Source organism: Olsenella sp. An290, assembly GCF_002159535.1.
Taxonomy (GTDB): domain Bacteria; phylum Actinomycetota; class Coriobacteriia; order Coriobacteriales; family Atopobiaceae; genus Thermophilibacter.
This window is the reverse complement of sequence record NZ_NFIU01000014.1, coordinates 1-16,668: the sequence shown is the minus strand read 5'-3', so window position 1 is coordinate 16,668 and position 16,668 is coordinate 1. Positions and strand designations below refer to the sequence as shown.

Sequence of the window (16,668 nt, the reverse complement as noted above, 5' to 3'; positions counted from 1 at the left end):
TGTGGTCAAAATGTCACGCCATGGGCATAAAGACCCTGTTAAGAAGGGGTGTGCCGGTATAAAGACCGCATTAACGCCGCAGGTGGGGCGCCCTGGCAAAGGTGCCCCACCGCCTTTGTCAGGCCTGCCGGAGCAGGCGGTAGCCCACGCCCACGTGGGTCTGGATGAGGCCGTCCGCCCCGGCGCGGGCGAGCTTCTTGCGCAGGGACGCCATGAGCACGCGAAGCGACGCGAGGTCCCCCACCTGCCCCTCGCCCCAGGCGTGCTCGAGCAGGTACTGGTGGGTGAGGACCTTGTCGGCGTTTTGGGAGAGAAGGACGAGCAGCCGGTACTCCATGGGCGTGAGGCGAAGCTCCTCCCCGCGCACGCGGGCGATTCCGGCCGCGTAGTCGATCACGAGCCCGCCGTCCTCGAAGGTGGACGACCCAGGGGCTCCGGGCTCGTGGCTCGCGCGGCGCAGCGCCACCCGCACGCGGGCGAGAAGCTCCCCCACCGAGAAGGGCTTCACGAGGTAGTCGTCCGCGCCGGCGTCGAGCGCGCCGATTTTGTCGGCGTCCTCCGCGCGCGCGGAGACCACGATAATCGGGAGGCTCTGGGACCAGGTGCGCACCCGCCGGACGACCTCGATGCCGTCCGCGTCCGGCAGGCCCAGGTCGAGCAGGATGACCCCGGGGGAGAGCTCGGCCGCGCGCGAGATGGCCTCCGCGGCCGTCCCGGCCACGGCCACTCGGGCCCCATGCGACTCGAGCGCGGTGCGGACGAGGTTTGCGATCGCGGGGTCGTCCTCCACGACGAGGACGAGCGCGGGTCCGTGCGAGGCGTCAGACATCGGGAACCTCCTCGGCGGGAAGGGAGAGGACAAAGACGGAGCCGTGGGGCGTGCGGTCGCGGACGCAGACGTCGCCCCCATGGGCCCGCGCGACGGCACGGCAGACGGAGAGGCCAAGGCCCACGCTGCGGGTGCCGTCGGGCAGCGTGCCCGACCCGCTGTGAAAGGCCTCGAAGATGAGGTCCTTCTTGGAATCCGGGATGCCCGGGCCGTCGTCCGCCACGCAGAGCTCGACGCGCGCGCCCGAGCGCGCGGCGAAGACCGTGACGGAGCACCCGGCCGGCGTGTGCGCCACGGCGTTGTTGACCAGGTTCACGAGCGCCTGCACCACGAGCGACGGGTCGGCGCGCACGAGCAGGGGGGCGGCCGTCGGCTCAAAGCGCACGGGGTGCGCGGGGTCGGCCACGGCGTGCCGCAGGGCCTCCTCGACGAGGTCGTCCACGAGCTCCACGTCCGCGAGCGGGCTCACCCCGCCCTCCTCGAGACGCGTGACCGTGAGGAGGTTCTCCACGGTGCCGCGCAGCCAGCGGGCGTCGTCCCGGATCGCGGCGAGCAGGCGCCCGCGCGCCGCGCCGTCGAGCGCGTCTCCCGCCTCCAAAAGAACGTCCGCGGTGCCCGCGATCGAGGTGAGCGGCGTGCGCAGGTCGTGCGAGATGGAGCGCAGCAGGTCGGCGCGGGTCTTCTGGTCGCGGGCGCGCACCGCCTCCTCCTCGCGCTGCTCGAGGGCGTCCACGCGGTCGAGCGCAAGGGCCACGAGCCCGCAGACGGAGTCCCAGAGGTCGCGCTCCTCGGCGGAGAGGCCGGCGGCGGGGATGACCCCCGCCACGCCGTGCGGGCGCCCCGCGGGGCCGACAGGCTGGTAGAGCCCTGCGGCCGCGCCAAAGGCCCGCGTCCCGGACCCGGCGGGCTCGCCGTTTGCGAGCGCGCGCAGCGCGACCGTGCCCTCCTCCACGACCGACGAGCCGTCTGCCGAGAAGAGCGCGGGCTCGCCGAGCGCCCGCCCGCCGGCGGCCGGGTACCAGGCGAGCGAGCGGCCGAGCGGCCCGGTGGCGGTGGCGGCCATGGCGGCGATGACGTCCGCCTGCGCGGTGCAGTCCTGGAGGCGCTGGGAGAGGTCCAGCAGCGCCTGGGTGCGCGTGCGGGCCGCCTCGGCCGCTCGCGCCTGGAGGCGCAGGCGCGCGGCGAGGTGCCCCGCCACGAGCGCCACGGCGAACATCACGACGAAGGTCCCCGGCATGGCGGGGTCGAGCGCCGCGAGGGAGAGCGTGGGCGCGGCGAAGAAGAAGTTGAAGGCGAGGACGGCCAGCGCCGAGGCGACGAGGCACCACGGCCCGCCCGGCGTGGCGAGCGCCACGCCGATGACGGCGAGCACGTAGACGACCACGACCGCGGCCTCCTGGAGGCCCGCCGCGCGCAGCGCCGCGCCCGCGAGCGTGGCGAGCGCGAGCAGGCCCGCGGTCGCGAGGAGCGAGGCGAGGGGGCCGTCCCTCCGCGGCATGGGGGTCACTCGCTCACGAGCTCGGTGATCTGGAGGTCGAGCCCGCTCGCCTCGAGGGCCTCGCGACCGCCGAAGACGCACACGCCGCGGGCGGCCCGCTCGCCGGCGAGCGCGGCGGCAAGCGAGCGGATGTCCTCGGCCGTGGCGGCAAGCTCCTGCGCGCGCACCTCGTCGCGCCAGCCGGCCGGCCTGCCGTCGAAGCGGGCCACGTCCTGGCGGCGCGCCATCTGGCGGGGCTTCACCGGGGCGTCGTGCGCGGCGACGGTGGCCACCACGTAGCCGTCGAGCTCCTCGCGCGCGGGCTCCCAGCCCGCGAGCCACGCCGCCGCCGCGTCATAGCGGGAGAGCGTGGCGTCGAGGGACGGGTCGCGGTAGGACCAGAAGAGCGTGAGCCCCTCCGTCGAGCGCTTGAAGCCGCAGCCGTAGGCGCCGCCCTTCACGCGCACCTCGTTCCAGAGGCAGTCGTAGGAGAGGGCGCGCGCGGCGACGGCCCAGAGGCCCGGGGTGCCGGCGTCGGCCGTCGATGGCGCGGCGGCGCGCACGACGTAGCTGACCGGCGACGGGATGACAAAGCCCTCGTTGCGCGGCTCGGGCGTCGGGACCTCGAGGACGTGCTCGACCGCGCCCGTCCTCGAGAGCCCGAGCGTGCCGCCGGCCTCCCAGAATCGGTCGCGGTCGCGCGCGGGGCCCGTGAAGCTCACGGTCACCTCGTCGGCCGTGAAGACGCGCGCCGCGAGCGCGGAGAGCCGCGCCGGGATCTCGCCGGCCCGCTCGTCCCAGGACGCGAGCAGCTCGCGCAGGAAGAGGTAGTAGTCAAGCCCGCCCATGTGGCTCGAGGCCACGGCGGCGGACGAGAAGTACGCGTTGGCCCGGCGGCTCGCCGCGGCGTGGCCCGAGCTCACAAAGTACTGCTCGAGGGCGACCTTGCGCTGCGTGAGGATGTCGCGGATGCGGTCGGTGTCGGCGTAGGAGGTCTCCCCCCAGACCTCGCGTGGGAGGTGGGCGAGCGCGTCGACCTTCTCGGAGAGGGCCGAGGCCCCCACCACGAGGCGCGGCGCCGCGAAGGAGAGGTCGTCATCGCGCGTGCCCGTCTCCACGAAGAAGTCGAGCCCGCCGAGGTTGGCCTCCACGAGGGTGTCGAGGTCGGAGGCGGAGTGGCGCGCCGTGTCCAGGCGCCCGATGACGTCGGTCAGAACGCCCACCCAGGGCAGCTCCGCAAAGGCGAGCCGGCGCAGGTCAAAGTAGTGGTAGACGTAGTCGATGCCGTGGGTGTCGAGCTCGTGGGCCACGCAGGGGAGCGGCGCCTCCACCTCGAGCGGCGCGGGCTCGGGCGCGGGCGGCTCGACGTCGGCCGGGGTGAGCTGGGGGAGCGTCGCGAGGGCCTCCGGGGAGTCGGGCGCCTCCTGCTCGGCGCGGAGCGCCGCCACCTCGGCGCGCACGGCCTCGAGGTCCTTCTCGTCCATCCCCGCCCGCAGGCGCTCGAGCTCGGCGGCCTCCTCGGCGTCGTCGCCCTCCTCCGTTGGCACGAGCTCGACCTCGGCCGCGTGCGCGCTCTCGCAGACGAGCTCGCGGAGCAGCCGCTCGAAGGAACCGTCGTCGAGCCCGCGCTTGAGCTCGTTGAGGGCGTCCTCGTAGCGCAGGTAGTCGAGGGGCCGCTCGTCGTCGTAGAGCCAGCTCGACATCACGGCCATGGAGAGCGCCACGCCGTCGGGGTAGCCGCCAAAGTCGCGCTCGCGGAGGTTGAACTCGGCCTGGGCAAGCGCCGCCTCGAGCTTGTCGCGCGGGATGCCGCCCTCCGCGAGCTCGGCGCAGGACTGCTCCACCAAGGCGCGGAACCGCTCGCCCGCGCCGGGCCTGAGGCCGTGCAGCAGGAAGAGCGCCTGGGGCTGGAGCACGCCGTCCACGAGCATCGCGGAGAAGTCGTCGGCGAGGCCCGCGTCCAGGACGCGGCGCTTGAGCGGGGCCTCGTTGGAGCCGCAGAGCGCGTCCAGAAGGACGTCGACGGCGAGCACGCGCGTGCGGTCCGCCGCCGTGCCGAGCACGTAGGAGAGGCCGATCGAGGCGTTGCTCGGCGCCGTGGCCATCCGGCGCTCCACGCGCTCGGGGCGCACGGGCGCCTGGAGCCGGAGCGGGTTGGGCTCCCCGGCCGCACGGCCGCCCTCGCCGGGACGCACGGCGCCGTGGAAGTGGGCGTCGATGAGGGCGAGCTCGCGGTCTATGTCCAGGTCGCCGTAGAGGATGGTGTAGCTGTTGGCGAGCGCGTAGTGGCGGGCGTGCGCGTCGAGGAAGGCCTCGTAGGTGAGGGTGGGGATGGCGCGCGGGTTGCCGCCGGACTCGTGTCCGTAGGCGGTGTCCGGGAAGAGCTGGCGGGTGAGCTCCTGGTAGAGGACGTCCTCGGGGTCGGAGAGGGCGCCCTTCATCTCGTTGAAGACCACGCCGTTGTAGGAGAGCGAGCCGTCGTCTGCGGCCTCGAGGTGCCAGCCCTCCTGCTCGAAGATGCGCGGGCGGCCGTAGATGGCCGGGTGCAGCACCGCGTCCAGGTAGACGCCCATGAGGTTCTCGAGGTCCGCCACGTTGGTCGAGGCCACGGGGTACATGGTCTTGTCGGGGAAGGTCATGGCGTTCAGGAACGTCTGCATGCTCGTCTTGAGCAGGTTGACGAAGGGCTCCTTCACCGGGTAGCGGTCCGACCCGCAGAGCACCGAGTGCTCGATGATGTGAAAGACGCCCGTGTCGTCGGCGGGCGGCGTCTTGAAGGAGATCGAGAAGGACCGGTTGGTGTCCGCGCAGGCAAGCCAGAGCGCGCGGGCGCCGGTGGCGTCGTGGCGCATGACGTAGGCCTGTCCGGAGATCTCCGGCAGGGGTTCTGTGCGGGTGACGGTGAAGCCGGCGTGCGCGGTGCCGACGGCGAGGTCTGGGTCGGCGGCCCGAAAGTCCTTCTCGCTCATGATACCTCCCTTGTCGTTTTCTCTCAGCTGAGCATAGCGCAGGCGGCCGTGCCATTGGCGCACATCAAATCTCTCCGCGGATTTCTGGCACTTTTGGGCCCTCGGAGGCCCTTGAAAGTGCCAGAAATCCGCGGAGAGATTTGATATTCCGACCGCGTGCGGAAGATGGTAGGCTATCGTGGGCCGTTTTGAGCAGGGAGGGCGCGTGGCCGAGAAGAACCAGCTGTCTGAGAGAGGCCTCGAGCGCCGGCGGCGCATTCGCCGCGGCATCGTGGCCACGCTCGTGGGGGGTACCTTCTGGGGCCTCAACGGCACGGTCTCAAAGTGGCTCATGGACACCTACGCCATCGACCCGCTCTGGCTCGTGTGCGCGCGCGAGCTTCTGGCCTGCTGGCTGTTCCTCATCGCGGCGGCCGTCACCGCGCGCGGCCGCGAGCAGCTCTCCGGCGTCTGGAGGAGCCCACGCGACCTTCTTGCCATCCTGGGCGTGAGCCTGGGCGCGATCCTCTTCTCGCAGGTGGCCTACCTCGAGGCGATCGACTGGACCAACTCGGCCACGGCCACGATCATGCAGAGCCTGGGCATGGTGCTCGTGCTCGGCTACGTGTGCGTGCGGATGGGGCGCCGCCCGCGCCGGCGCGAGCTGCTCGGCGTGGCGCTCGCGCTCGTGGGCACCTATCTCGTGGCGACGGGCGGCAACCCGGGCCAGCTGAGCCTTCCGCCCGAGGGTCTCTTCTGGGGGCTCGCCTGCGCCGCCGCGGCCGCGTGCCTCTCGATCCTGCCGGCCGAGCCCATGCGACGCTGGGGCAACTTCACGGTGAACGGCCTGGCGTTTCTGGCCTCGGGGCTGATCATGTCGGCGGTCTATCGCCCGTGGGAGCACATGCCCGCGCTCGACGGCGTGGCCGTGGCGGTGCTCGCCGCCTGCGTGGTGGTGGGCACCTTCGGAGCGTACGCGCTCTACCTGCAGGGAGTGAAGGACGCGGGCTCCATGCGCGCGAGCCTGCTCGGGACGATCGAGCCCGTCACGGCGACGGCCGCGACCGCGCTCTGGCTGGGCACGTCCTTCTCGCCTGCCGACCTCGTGGGCTTTGCGCTCATCATCGCGATGGTGTACCTGACGGCGTAGTCGTCCCTCCCGACGCGCCCCCGCCGGGGCCGAGCCGCACAAAAAAGGCGCCGAGGGAGACCTCGGCGCCCGGCGTCACGCTCTGCGAGCGAATCAGATCATCTCCATCTGAGCGAGGACGGAGAGGTACCAGCGGTCCGCGTTGGGCGGGCAGTACTTGTGCGCGCCCGCGAGGGTGAGCTGGCCGCCGTAGCCGATCGCCAGGCCCTCGACGTGGTCCCAGATGGCCTCCTCCCAGCTGTCCCAGCTGGAGCTGCCCCAGCCCCATGCGTTGTGGGGGAGGAAGCAGACGCGCCCCGTCGAGCTCTCGACGGTGGAGATGGCCGGGGACAGGCGCGGGTCGCAGCCAAACTCCCAGGCGGCCTCGGCGAAGGTCTTGCCCTGGCCGGCGAGGGGGGAGCCGGCGAGGTAGGCGTCGATGCGTGCGGTCCACTCGGAGACGAAGGCGTCCTTCTCGCTCGTCCAGTCGACGTCGTCGGGGTCGGGGCTCGGGCTCGACGGCACGTCGACCACGACGGTGGAGCCGGACTCGGTGGTGAAGGTGTCCTCCTCGCCGCGAGCGGCAGCGGCGGCGGCCGCCTCCTGCGCCGCGCGCAGGGCCTCCTGGCGGGCGGCCTCCTCGGCCGCGGCCTGGGCGGCGATCTCGTCCTCAAGGCGCTTGCGGGCCGCGTTGGCCTCCTCGAGGGCCTCCTCGGCACGCTGGCGCTCGGTCTCGGCCTCCTCCTTCTGGCTCTCGAGGGTGTCGCGCGTCCAGGTGAGCTCGGACTGCAGGGCCGCGAGGTCCTCGACGGCCTCGGAGTTGTGGGCCTGGACGGCGTCGAGGTACTGGATCGTGGTGATGAGGTCGTTGAAGTCGTCCGCGGAGAGGAGCAGGCTCAGCAGGCTCCCGGAGGCCTGCTGCATCTTGTAGAGGGTGCGCACGGAGAGCCCGACGCGCTCGCGCTGCTCGGGGAGCTCCTCCTCGATCTGGGCGATGCGGCTCTCGTACTCCTTGATCTGCCCCGCGAGCTCCTCGACGTGCTCGCTCGCCTCCTCGTAGGCCTCGTTGCCGGCCTGAATCTGCTGCTGGACGGCCTTGAGCTCCTCGGTGGCGTCCGCGCGGGCCGCCTGTGGGCACGCGAGCGCGCCCCCCATGAGGGCGGTGGCGCAGGAGAGGGCGACGATCGCGCCCCTGCGCCGGCGCGGCCTGTGCGCTGCTGTTTGTGACGTCAAGGTCCAGGACCTCCGCGTTTCCGGGTCCCGCTCTGGCGGGCTTCAAATAACAAGCTTTTCCATTTTACGACCATTTGCGCGCTCTCACCGCTTCTTCATGAGTCTGCGCGCCTCCGGGCGCCCATGGGGGCGACGCGTCTGGGGCCGTGCGGCCGGAGAGCCAAGCGCGGCGGCCGGCGATCCGGGGGCTTTGGTCGCGGCGCGGCAGGGGAGCGCCCCGCGACGCCTCGGGGGAGCGTCGCGGGGCGCAGGGGGCGCCGCGGGAGCGTGCCGGCGCTCGGCGCTACTTGATGATGAGGGTGTCGCAGTCCGTGTTGCGGGTGAGGAAGGTGGAGATGGACCCGAGGATGGCGTACTTGATCGAGGAGAGCCCGCGCGCCCCGCAGATCACGAGGTCGGGGTTGATGACGTCGAGCATCTCGTCCTTCAGGGTCTCGCGGATGCGCCCCACGCGCACGAGCACCTCGACCTTGGGGATGTCGGGGATGGCCTTGGCGTGGGCGACCTTCTCCGCGATGGACTCGCGGAAGGCCTTCTCGAGCGAGGGGATCACGTCCACCGGGAAGGTCCCGGCCGCCTCGAGGGCGGTCGAGTCGATGACGTGCCCGATATAGAGCTCGGCGCTGTCGTTGGCCGCCATGACGATGGCGCGGTCGAGCACCTTGTCCTGCTGGTCGGACCCGTCCAGGGAGACGAAGATCTTGTCGTAGCCGAGGTCCTGGTATGACTGGGTGGCGTTGTCGGCCATGATGGCTCCTTCCCGTTCCGCGGGCGGTTTCCTGCGGGTTGCCTCACTTATGCCCCCAAGGCCGACGAGCGGCTCGTTCTTCTCGACAAACGGCGTAGTTTTTCGGTGGCGGCGGCAACGCCTCGGGGACGGCGGCGCGGGGAGGCGACAATATAGGACGGTTTGCCAAAGTCTAGGGAGGTACCGTGGACCTGATCGAGCTCCTGAAATCCGCCGTCTTCGGCGTCGTCGAGGGCGTGACCGAGTGGCTGCCCATCTCGTCGACCGGCCACATGCTGCTGCTCAACCAGTTCCTGACGCTCGACGTGTCGGAGGACTTCTGGAACATGTTCCTCGTGGTCATCCAGCTCGGCGCGATCCTTGCCGTGTGCGTGGCCTTCTTTGGGAAGCTCAACCCCTTCTCGCGCCGCAAGAGCGCCGAGGAGCGCCGGGGGACCTGGGCGCTCTGGGCCAAGACCATCGTGGCCTGCCTGCCCGCGGCCGTCATCGGCATCCCCATCGACGACTGGATGGAGGCCAACCTCGGGAGCCCCTTCGTGATCGCCGCCGCGCTCATCGTCTACGGCGTCGCGTTCATCGTGATCGAGACCGTGCGCGAGCGCCGCGCCGCCGCGCTCGCGGCCTCCTCCGCCCCCCATGGCCCGCGCCACCTTGCCGCCGCGCCCGCCGGGATGAGCGCCTCCGCGCTCGCCGACGCCGACGCGCGCATCCAGAGCGTCGACGACATCGACTGGAAGACCGCCATGGGCATCGGCCTGTTCCAGGTGCTCTCCATCGTGCCGGGCACCTCGCGCTCGGGCTCAACCATCATCGGCGGCCTCATCCTGGGCTGCTCGCGCACCGCCGTCGCCGAGTTCACGTTCTTCCTGGCCATTCCCGTGATGTTTGGCGCGAGCGCCCTGCGCCTGGGCAAGTACCTCCTCGCCGGAAACGGCTTCTCGCCCAGCGAGCTCTCCATCCTGCTCACCGGCTGCGTGGTGGCGTTTCTCGTCTCCATCGCGGCGATTCGCTTCCTCATGGGCTTTGTGCGCCGCCACGACTTCAAGCCCTTTGGCTGGTACCGCATCGTGCTGGGCGTCGCGGTGATCGCCTGGTTCGCGCTCGTTGGATAGGAGCTGACATGAACGACCCCCGCTCCCCGCGCAGGCCCATGAACGACCCCCGCTCCCCGCGCAGGCCCTGGCCCCTCCTGGCCGCCCTCGCCTGCGCGCTGACCCTCTCGCTTGGTGCCGTGGCGGGCCTCTCCGCACTTCCCGCGCGCGCCCTGGCCGACGACGCAACGCTCTCTGCGGACCGTGCGCCGCAGGTGTCGTCCCCGGTCGCGCTGCTCCAGGACCGCGACACCGGCACGGTCCTCTACGAGAAGGACGCCGACGCGCGGCGCTATCCCGCCTCCATCACCAAGGTCATGACCGCGCTCGTGGTGCTTGAGCACGCGGACCTTGACGACAGCGTCACGACCCAGGAGTCCGACTTCGACTACCTCACGCCCGACAGCTCCACCGCGGGCCTCAGGGCGGGGGAGACACTCACGGTCCGCGACCTTCTGGCGTGCCTGCTCATCCCCTCCGGCAACGACGCGGCCTACGTGCTCGCCCGCGCGGTGGGCGGCGACGTGGCCTCGTTCGTGGAGCTCATGAACGAGCGTGCCGAGGAGCTCGGCTGCACGGGCACGCACTTCGTGAACCCCTGCGGCCTGCACGACGACAACCACTACACCACGGCGCGCGACCTCGTGAAGATCTTCGACGCCGCCCTCGCGCAGCCCGAGTTTTCCAAGATCGCGGGCAGCGCCACCTGGGACCTCCCGGCCACGGAGCAAAACCCCGCGCGCACCCTCACGACGACGGACTTCCTCTCCGAGGAGGACAGCCCCGTCTTCATGGGCGACGCCATCGTGGCGAGCAAGACCGGCTACACCGACGACGCCGGAAAGTGCCTCATCACCGCCGCCTCGCGCGACGGGATGAACCTCGTCGGCGTGGTGCTCGGGGCGTCCAACGTGCTCGACGCCCACGGCGTGACCGAGAACTTCTACGACATGCGCGACCTTCTGGAGTGGGGCTTCGGCGCCTGGCAGACCGGCGAGATCGTGGCCCCCGGGGACGCGCTCGCCACGGTGGACGTGGAGCTCTCGAGCACGGGCGACGAGGTCGCGGCCGTCTCTGCGGGCTCCATCACGGCGACGGTGCCGCGCGGGACCACGCTCGAGGACCTCACGGTGAGCGCGCCCGTCGAGGGCTCCGTCCAGGCGCCCATCGAGCAGGGGCAGTCCTTCGGCGACGTGACGGTCTCCCTGGGCGAGCGCTCGCTCGGGACCGTGGGCGTCCAGGCCGCCTCTGCGATGGAGCTCTCCGTCCCCGACTTCGTGCTCTGGTGGCTCTCCGACCCCGTGCACGCGATCATCGTGGTCGTCATCGTGGCGGCGGTGCTCGTGACAGTGGGGCTCGCCGCGAGCTCCTCGAGCCGCCGTCGCAGGCGCGGCCGCTACGAGATCGCCGTCGGGCAGCGCCGCCGGGTCGCCCCCGGCGCGGGCGGCCAGCGGCTCGAGACCCCCGGCGCGCCGCGGCGCCACGGCGCGCCCGGCCGGCACGCCGCATCCGGCCGGCACGCCGCATCTGGCCGGCACACGCGCCGCTAGGGTCATCTTCTGCAGCGCCTGGGGCGCGGGCCGAGGCTCTTCTCGCCTGCGCCCTTTTTGTGCTGCGCGGCTGCTGCCTCACTCAAAGTCACGCTTTTGCTGCCGTGGCGTGACTTTCGGTGAGCTGCCGAAGAAACCTCGCTCAAACTCACGCCTTCACCCACCAAAGCGTGACTTCGAGTGAGCTGCCAGGGCAACCTCGCTCAAACTCACGCTTTCATCTGTCAGGGCATGACTTTCGGCGAGTTACCGAGGCAACCTCACTTAAAGTCACGCTTTCACCGCCCGGAGCGTGACTTCGAGTGAGCTATCGAAGAAACCTCGCATAAAGTCACGCCTTCACCCACCAAAGCGTGACTTCGAGTGAGTTACCGCCGCACCGCGCAAACCGCCCCGGGCGAGAAGAACCTCGCCCGGGGCGCCCTGCCGCGCGGCGGCCGCCGCTACTGGTAGCGGAGCGACTCGACGGGATCCATCCGGGCGGCCCGCCGCGCGGGGTACCACCCAAAGACCACGCCGATGCCCACGCAGATCGCGGCCGCCCCGCCCGCCGTGGTCGCGGAGATGACGGGGACGATGCTCTCGGCGGCCCCCATCATGGACCCGAGCGCCGAGCCCGCCACCGCCGCGAGCGCCCATGCGCCGCCGTAGCCCACGGCCACGCCGAGCACGCCGCCCACGACGCAGATCGTGACGCTCTCCAGCAGGAACTGGCCCGTGATGTCGCCGCGACGCGCGCCGAGCGCCTTGCGCAGGCCGATCTCGCGGATGCGCTCGGTCACGTTGGTGAGCATCATGTTCATGATGCCGATGCCGCCCACCAGAAGCGAGATGCTCGCCACGGCGAGCGCCATGACGCGGAAGGTGGCCGTGGTGGCGTCGAGCTGGTCGATCATCGCCTGCGCGGTCTGGACGCTCACGTAGCCCTCGTCGCTCGAGAAGCTCGTCTGGTCGGGGTCGGGGCGGGGGATGTCAAAGCGCTCGTAGAGGTAGTCCTCGGTCCGCGTGGCCACGGCGTACATGTCCGAGCCCTCCCGCGCAAAGCCGAGAATGGACCACGACTGGCTGCCCTGCTGCCCGATGAGGCGCGTCTGCGCGGTCGAGGCGGGCATGTAGGCGACGTCGCCCTGGTAGGGGGAGCTGGACTCCACCGTGCCGATGACGGTGTACTGGCTCGAGCCAATGCGCACGGTCTGTCCCACGCAGTCGGCGTCGGGGGACCCAAAGAGGTTCTGCACCGAGGACCCTCCCAGGACCACGACCATGGAGCCCTCCTCCTCTTCCTCCGCCGAGAAGAGCCGTCCGCTCGCGGCCTTGAGCCCCATCGCCTCGAAGTACTCCGGGCGACAGGCGGTGATGCTCAGGTACTCGATCTCGGCCGTGGAGCTCGTGGCCTTGCCGCTGGCGTAGGTGAAGCCGGTCACGAAGTCGTAGTCGGAGGCGAGCGCGCCCCCGATCTCCTCGATGTCGTCGAGGTCGAGCGGCTGGTTGCCCGGCGGCCAGCACGTGATGCTCACGGTCCGGGACATGTTGAGGCCGAGCTGCCCCACGAGCTGCGCCTTCACGCCGTCGATGAGGGAGGTCATGGCAATCACCGCGGCGATGCCGATGACGATGCCCAGGACGGTGAGCAGGGTGCGCGCCCGGTTGGCAAGCAGGGCGGTCGAGGTCTCGTAGGCGAGGTCGCGAACTCTCATAGACAGGGCACCCCCAAGATCTTCGTGCGTCTCTGCGCAGGGTCGGGCGAGAAGGACGAGGCCCCCGCTCCCTCCCGGGAGGGGCCGTCAGCGGCCTCCGCCCGCGCGAGCCCGGCGAGGTAGGAGCGCTCCTCCTCGTCCGAGAAGAGCCTGCCGTCGCGGATGTGCACGGTGCGGTCGGCCCACTCGGCGACCTCCGGGTCGTGCGTGATGAGGACGATGGTCTTCCCGCGCCGCTGCATCCGCTGGAACGTGCGCATGACCATCTCTCCCGTCGCGGTGTCGAGGTTGCCCGTGGGCTCGTCGGCAAAGATGATCGTCGGGTCGTTGACGAGCGCGCGGGCAATGGCCACGCGCTGCATCTGCCCGCCCGAGAGCTCGTTCGAGCGATGGAGGTAGTGCTCCTCGGGAAGGCCCACCGAGCGCAGGGCCCGCCAGGCGGCGAGCTCGCGGTCGCGCGGGGGGAGGTCCGAGTAGACGAGCGGCAGCATCACGTTGCGCAGGACGGTGGCCCGTGGCAGCAGGTTGAACGACTGGAACACGAACCCCAGGCGCGAGGAGCGCACGTGCGCGAGGTCGTCCTCGGAGAGGTCGGAGACCTCGATGCCCTCGAGCCGATAGGAGCCCGTGGTGGGGCGGTCGAGGCAGCCCAGGATGTTCATGAGCGTGGACTTGCCCGAGCCCGAGGGGCCCATGATGGCGAGGAACTCCCCGCGCGCCACGGTGAGCGAGACGCCGCGCAGGGCCGGGGTGTAGCCCGCCGCGGTCTCGTAGATGCGCCAGACGCCCCGGACGTCGATGGCCGGCGTCATGACTGGTCCGCCGATGCGCCGGCCGGCGTCGCGCCGTCTCCCGTGGCGGGCTCGGCGTCGCCCGTCGCGTCGGCCGCGCCGTCGTCGCCCGCGGGCGAGCCGTCGTTCTTCTCGTCCGCGGTCCCCTCGCCCTCAGGCGAGGCGGGCTCCCCTGCGGCCGCCGGGTCTCCGCCCGCGACGGAGGCGGGGTCGACGGCAAACGGGTCGAGCACCACGAGGTCGCCCTCGGTCACGTTGCCCTCCACGACCGCGCTGGTCTCGCTCTGGGCGGGAACGGTCACGTCGCGGCGCTCGAGCGCCTCGGTCGCGGGGTCGACCATCACGTAGACGTAGTAGTTCGTCCCGTCGTCGGTCATGAGGGCGGAGGAGGGCACGGTGAGCGCGTCGGGGACGTACTGCTGCATGATCTCCACGCTCGCGGTCATGCCGGGCTTGAGCTCGGGGACGGGCTCGGGGATGAGGAGCTCCACGTCATAGGTCACGACGCCGTAGGCGCCGGTCATGCCGTCGCCCATGGTCGAGACGGTGGAGATGCGCGTCACCTGCGCGTCGAGCATGACGCCGGGCAGTGCCGAGAAGGTCACGCGCGCGGCCTGGCCCACGGACACCCGCGAGATGTCGACCTCGTTGACCTGCACCTTGACGGTCATCTGGGAGAGGTCGGCAATCTGCACGAGCGGGCCGCCCGAGCCGCTCGTGGTCCCGGCGTTCGCGCCGCCCCCGGACGCCCCGGCCCCGAGCGCCGCGCCGCTCACCGCGTTCATGACCACCACCGAGCCTGACGTGGGGGCCTTCACGGTGCGCTTGGCGGCGTTGGAGGTGGCCGTGTCGAGCGCCTCGCGCGCGCTCTCGAGCTGGAGCTTCTTGCCGTCGAGGTCGGCCTGGGCCTGCTGGACCATGGCCTTGGTGGTGGCCTCGCCCTCCGGCTCGGTGACGCCGGCGTTCCAGGCGCGCCACGTCGCGTTGTAGGCCTCCTGCGACTGCGCAACGGCCGCCTCGGCGCTCTGCACGTCGATCTGAGCCGAGCGGACGGCGCGGTCGAGCTCGTCGTTGCGGATGGTGAGAAGCACGTCGCCCTCGTTGACCGTCGAGCCCTCGGCAACGTTGACGGTCTCGATGATCCCGTCGACCTCCGGGGTCACGATCACCGAGGAGAGGGGCTGCGCGGCGCCCGTGGCCTGAACGGACTCGGAGAACTCTCCGCGCGTGACGGGGATGGTCTGGAGGGGGGCCGCGTCGGGTGCCTGCGAGGACTGGCCCCCGATCACGCCCCAGGCGATGGCCGCGACGAGGGCGATGCCGCCCACCACGGCTCCGGCGACGATCTTCTTGCGGCGACGGGCCTTGCGGTGGCGCATGAGGGACTCGTAGGCAAGCCGCGCCTCGACGTCCTCCTCCGTCTCGGGGGCGTCGCCTGCGGACGCGGGCGTGCCGTCCGGCCCGATCACGGCGAGGGGCTCGGCCGAGGGCTTGGTTGGGGGCTTGGTCGAGGGCTCGGCGGGGGAGGGGTCGGTCGCGGGGGCCGTCGCGTCCGCGCGGGGCACCCTCTCGTCTTTTCTGGGCATGATGCCTCCGATGGTCGTGACGTCCTGGCGGCCGGCCCGCTCGGCCGACACGGCGAGCGTATCCCAAACGGGTGCGGGCGTGCTACGGTCGCGGCGGCCCACGCGGTTCCGAAGGGGACAAAACGGCAGGTGAGCGGCAGAGCTTACGATACTGTCACGCAGCGGGTGGCGCGGGGTGCGGTTTTGGCGCGGAGCGCGGGGCGCGGTTTTGGCGTGCGGAAAATCACGCCCGGTGTACGTCAGCTCGCGCGCACCCGGCGCGACTTGTGTCCGAGCGGACAGAAGAATTGACGGGTGCGCGCCCGGCGCGCTCGTCCGGCGCGCACCGGGCGCAATTTCTGGCGGCGGCATCACACCCGCCGTCCCTCCGCTCCCCCCAAGGGCCCGCGGCCCCAGGTCCGGACGGCCCGCGGTTCCAGACTCGGGGCGTCGGCGTTTGGGCTACGCTTTTCTCGTATGGGAGGGCGTCGCGCGGGGAGGTCGGGCGTGGGAGCGAGAGGTCGGTCGGACGCTGCGGGGCTCGTGGTCTTTGAGGACGAGGTCCTTCTCGCCGCGAACAAGCCCGCGGGCATGCTTGTCCATGGGGACGGGACGGGAGCGCCCACGCTCACGGATGCCGTGGCGGCCCACCTTGCCTCCGAGGGGCGCGGGGCCGTGCGGCCGCAGGCGGTGCAGCGCCTTGACGTGGAGACCACCGGGCTCGTGCTCTTCTCGCTGGACCGAGCCACGCAGCCGGCGCTCGACGCGCAGGTCGCGGGACACGGGATGGAGAAGGCCTACCTCGCCGTCGTGCGGGGCTCCTTTCCGTCCGGCGAGCGCACCATCGACGTCCCGATCGGCCGCGACCGCCACGACGCCCGCCGGATGCGCGCCTGCCGGCCAGGGCAGGGAAAGCCGGCCCAGACCCGCGTTCGCTGCCTTGCCCGAGAGGGCGGTCGCTCGCTGCTGCTGGTGGGGCTCATCACCGGGCGGCGCCACCAGATTCGCGTGCACCTGGCCTCGCTTGGGTTCCCGATCGTTGGCGACGCCCTCTACGGCGGGGCGAGAAGTACCGCGGGGCTTCTGCTGCACGCCTGGCGAGAGGGGGTCGACCATCCCGTGACCGGCGCGCGCCTCGCGCTCGAGACGCCGTGGCCGCAGCGCCTCTGGCCCGCGCGCCCGCTCGGGGTGTGAGCGCCTCGCGCCGGGTGGGGTAGGCCGGCGTCGCCGGGCATGGCGCGCAACTGGCGGCATGCGTGCGGCAGCATACAAATCTTGGTCCGAACCTGAAATAATCGGCCTGCGAGCTCGATTTGTGCATGTTATTTTTCCTCGCGGCCCGCTCTGGTGGCGCAGCCGCCAGGAAACGCGCCGAGTGAGCGCCCGGCTGCGGTGCGCTGCCAGGAAACGCGCCGAGTGCGCGCTGCCCTGCGCGCAGTGGGCGCAACTTTTGTCCGGACGGACAGAAAGATTGACGAGTGCGCGCCCGGGACGCCGGACGAGCGCGCACTCGGCGCGTTTCCTGGCAGCGCACCGCAGCCGGGCGCTCACTCGGCGCGTTTCCTGGCGGCTGCGCCACCAGAGCGGGCCGCGAGGAAAAATAACATGCA

The 16,668-nt window shown here is 71.5% G+C and carries 12 protein-coding genes; 4 read left to right on the top strand and 8 right to left on the bottom strand.

What is annotated here, in order from left to right; all coding sequences use genetic code 11:
* Positions 1–118: 118 nt before the first annotated feature.
* Genes B5F84_RS07695 through B5F84_RS07685 form a run of 3 tightly spaced genes read right to left on the bottom strand, consistent with a single transcriptional unit; the run spans position 119 to position 5,275 of the window.
* The gene (locus B5F84_RS07695; protein WP_087322451.1) at positions 119–829 is read right to left on the bottom strand and encodes a response regulator transcription factor; all 711 of its coding nucleotides are present in this window, start codon (positions 827–829) and stop codon (positions 119–121) included.
* Positions 822–2,327, bottom strand: coding sequence for an ATP-binding protein (locus B5F84_RS07690; RefSeq protein ID WP_087322449.1), 1,506 nt, complete (start codon positions 2,325–2,327; stop codon positions 822–824). Before B5F84_RS07690 ends, B5F84_RS07695 begins: the two co-directional genes overlap by 8 nt.
* 5 nt (positions 2,328–2,332) lie before the next feature.
* On the bottom strand, positions 2,333–5,275 hold the full coding sequence (locus B5F84_RS07685) for an insulinase family protein (protein ID WP_087322447.1): 2,943 nt from the start codon (positions 5,273–5,275) through the stop codon (positions 2,333–2,335).
* Positions 5,276–5,480: 205 nt separating this feature from the next.
* On the opposite strand from B5F84_RS07685, the gene B5F84_RS07680 reads away from it, so the two are divergent.
* Positions 5,481–6,404: a DMT family transporter gene (locus tag B5F84_RS07680; RefSeq protein WP_239378317.1), complete on the top strand. Its 924-nt coding sequence runs from the start codon at positions 5,481–5,483 to the stop codon at positions 6,402–6,404.
* Positions 6,405–6,497: 93 nt separating this feature from the next.
* Here the strand turns inward: B5F84_RS07680 and B5F84_RS07675 are convergent, their stop codons facing one another.
* Together B5F84_RS07675 and B5F84_RS07670 are read right to left on the bottom strand one after the other, a co-directional pair.
* The gene (locus B5F84_RS07675) at positions 6,498–7,538 is read right to left on the bottom strand and encodes a hypothetical protein (RefSeq protein WP_239378316.1); all 1,041 of its coding nucleotides are present in this window, start codon (positions 7,536–7,538) and stop codon (positions 6,498–6,500) included.
* 361 nt (positions 7,539–7,899) lie between these two features.
* On the bottom strand, positions 7,900–8,364 hold the full coding sequence (locus B5F84_RS07670) for a universal stress protein (RefSeq protein ID WP_087322445.1): 465 nt from the start codon (positions 8,362–8,364) through the stop codon (positions 7,900–7,902).
* Positions 8,365–8,549: 185 nt separating this feature from the next.
* On the opposite strand from B5F84_RS07670, the gene B5F84_RS07665 reads away from it, so the two are divergent.
* Positions 8,550–9,476: an undecaprenyl-diphosphate phosphatase gene (locus B5F84_RS07665; protein ID WP_087322443.1), complete on the top strand. Its 927-nt coding sequence runs from the start codon at positions 8,550–8,552 to the stop codon at positions 9,474–9,476.
* Positions 9,477–9,484: 8 nt separating this feature from the next.
* Complete coding sequence (locus B5F84_RS07660) at positions 9,485–11,005, top strand: D-alanyl-D-alanine carboxypeptidase family protein (RefSeq protein WP_087322441.1); 1,521 nt, start codon at positions 9,485–9,487, stop codon at positions 11,003–11,005.
* A 443-nt stretch (positions 11,006–11,448) separates the two neighbouring features.
* Here the strand turns inward: B5F84_RS07660 and B5F84_RS07655 are convergent, their stop codons facing one another.
* Genes B5F84_RS07655 through B5F84_RS07645 form a run of 3 tightly spaced genes read right to left on the bottom strand, consistent with a single transcriptional unit; the run spans position 11,449 to position 15,079 of the window.
* Positions 11,449–12,702 (bottom strand): ABC transporter permease, encoded by a 1,254-nt coding sequence (locus B5F84_RS07655; protein WP_087322438.1) that lies wholly within the window; start codon positions 12,700–12,702, stop codon positions 11,449–11,451.
* Positions 12,699–13,514 carry an ABC transporter ATP-binding protein gene (locus B5F84_RS07650; RefSeq protein WP_087322436.1) on the bottom strand — a complete coding sequence of 272 codons (816 nt, stop codon included), beginning with the start codon at positions 13,512–13,514 and terminating at the stop codon, positions 12,699–12,701. Before B5F84_RS07650 ends, B5F84_RS07655 begins: the two co-directional genes overlap by 4 nt.
* Complete coding sequence (locus B5F84_RS07645) at positions 13,511–15,079, bottom strand: efflux RND transporter periplasmic adaptor subunit (protein ID WP_158094518.1); 1,569 nt, start codon at positions 15,077–15,079, stop codon at positions 13,511–13,513. Before B5F84_RS07645 ends, B5F84_RS07650 begins: the two co-directional genes overlap by 4 nt.
* A 486-nt stretch (positions 15,080–15,565) precedes the next feature.
* On the opposite strand from B5F84_RS07645, the gene B5F84_RS07640 reads away from it, so the two are divergent.
* Positions 15,566–16,252, top strand: a complete 687-nt coding sequence (locus B5F84_RS07640) for an RluA family pseudouridine synthase (protein ID WP_239378315.1) — start codon at positions 15,566–15,568, stop codon at positions 16,250–16,252.
* Positions 16,253–16,668 lie beyond the last annotated feature (416 nt).

What these genes read in the sequence shown, in the direction of transcription:
- B5F84_RS07675 (WP_239378316.1), bottom strand. Translation starts at nt 7,538, where the DNA reads ATGGGGGGCGCGCTCGCGTGCCCACAGGCGGCCCGCGCGGACGCCACC.
- B5F84_RS07660 (WP_087322441.1), top strand. Translation starts at nt 9,485, where the DNA reads ATGAACGACCCCCGCTCCCCGCGCAGGCCCATGAACGACCCCCGCTCC.
- B5F84_RS07645 (WP_158094518.1), bottom strand. Translation starts at nt 15,079, where the DNA reads ATGCCCAGAAAAGACGAGAGGGTGCCCCGCGCGGACGCGACGGCCCCC.
- B5F84_RS07685 (WP_087322447.1), bottom strand. Translation starts at nt 5,275, where the DNA reads ATGAGCGAGAAGGACTTTCGGGCCGCCGACCCAGACCTCGCCGTCGGC.
- B5F84_RS07695 (WP_087322451.1), bottom strand. Translation starts at nt 829, where the DNA reads ATGTCTGACGCCTCGCACGGACCCGCGCTCGTCCTCGTCGTGGAGGAC.
- B5F84_RS07650 (WP_087322436.1), bottom strand. Translation starts at nt 13,514, where the DNA reads ATGACGCCGGCCATCGACGTCCGGGGCGTCTGGCGCATCTACGAGACC.
- B5F84_RS07655 (WP_087322438.1), bottom strand. Translation starts at nt 12,702, where the DNA reads ATGAGAGTTCGCGACCTCGCCTACGAGACCTCGACCGCCCTGCTTGCC.
- B5F84_RS07670 (WP_087322445.1), bottom strand. Translation starts at nt 8,364, where the DNA reads ATGGCCGACAACGCCACCCAGTCATACCAGGACCTCGGCTACGACAAG.
- B5F84_RS07690 (WP_087322449.1), bottom strand. Translation starts at nt 2,327, where the DNA reads ATGCCGCGGAGGGACGGCCCCCTCGCCTCGCTCCTCGCGACCGCGGGC.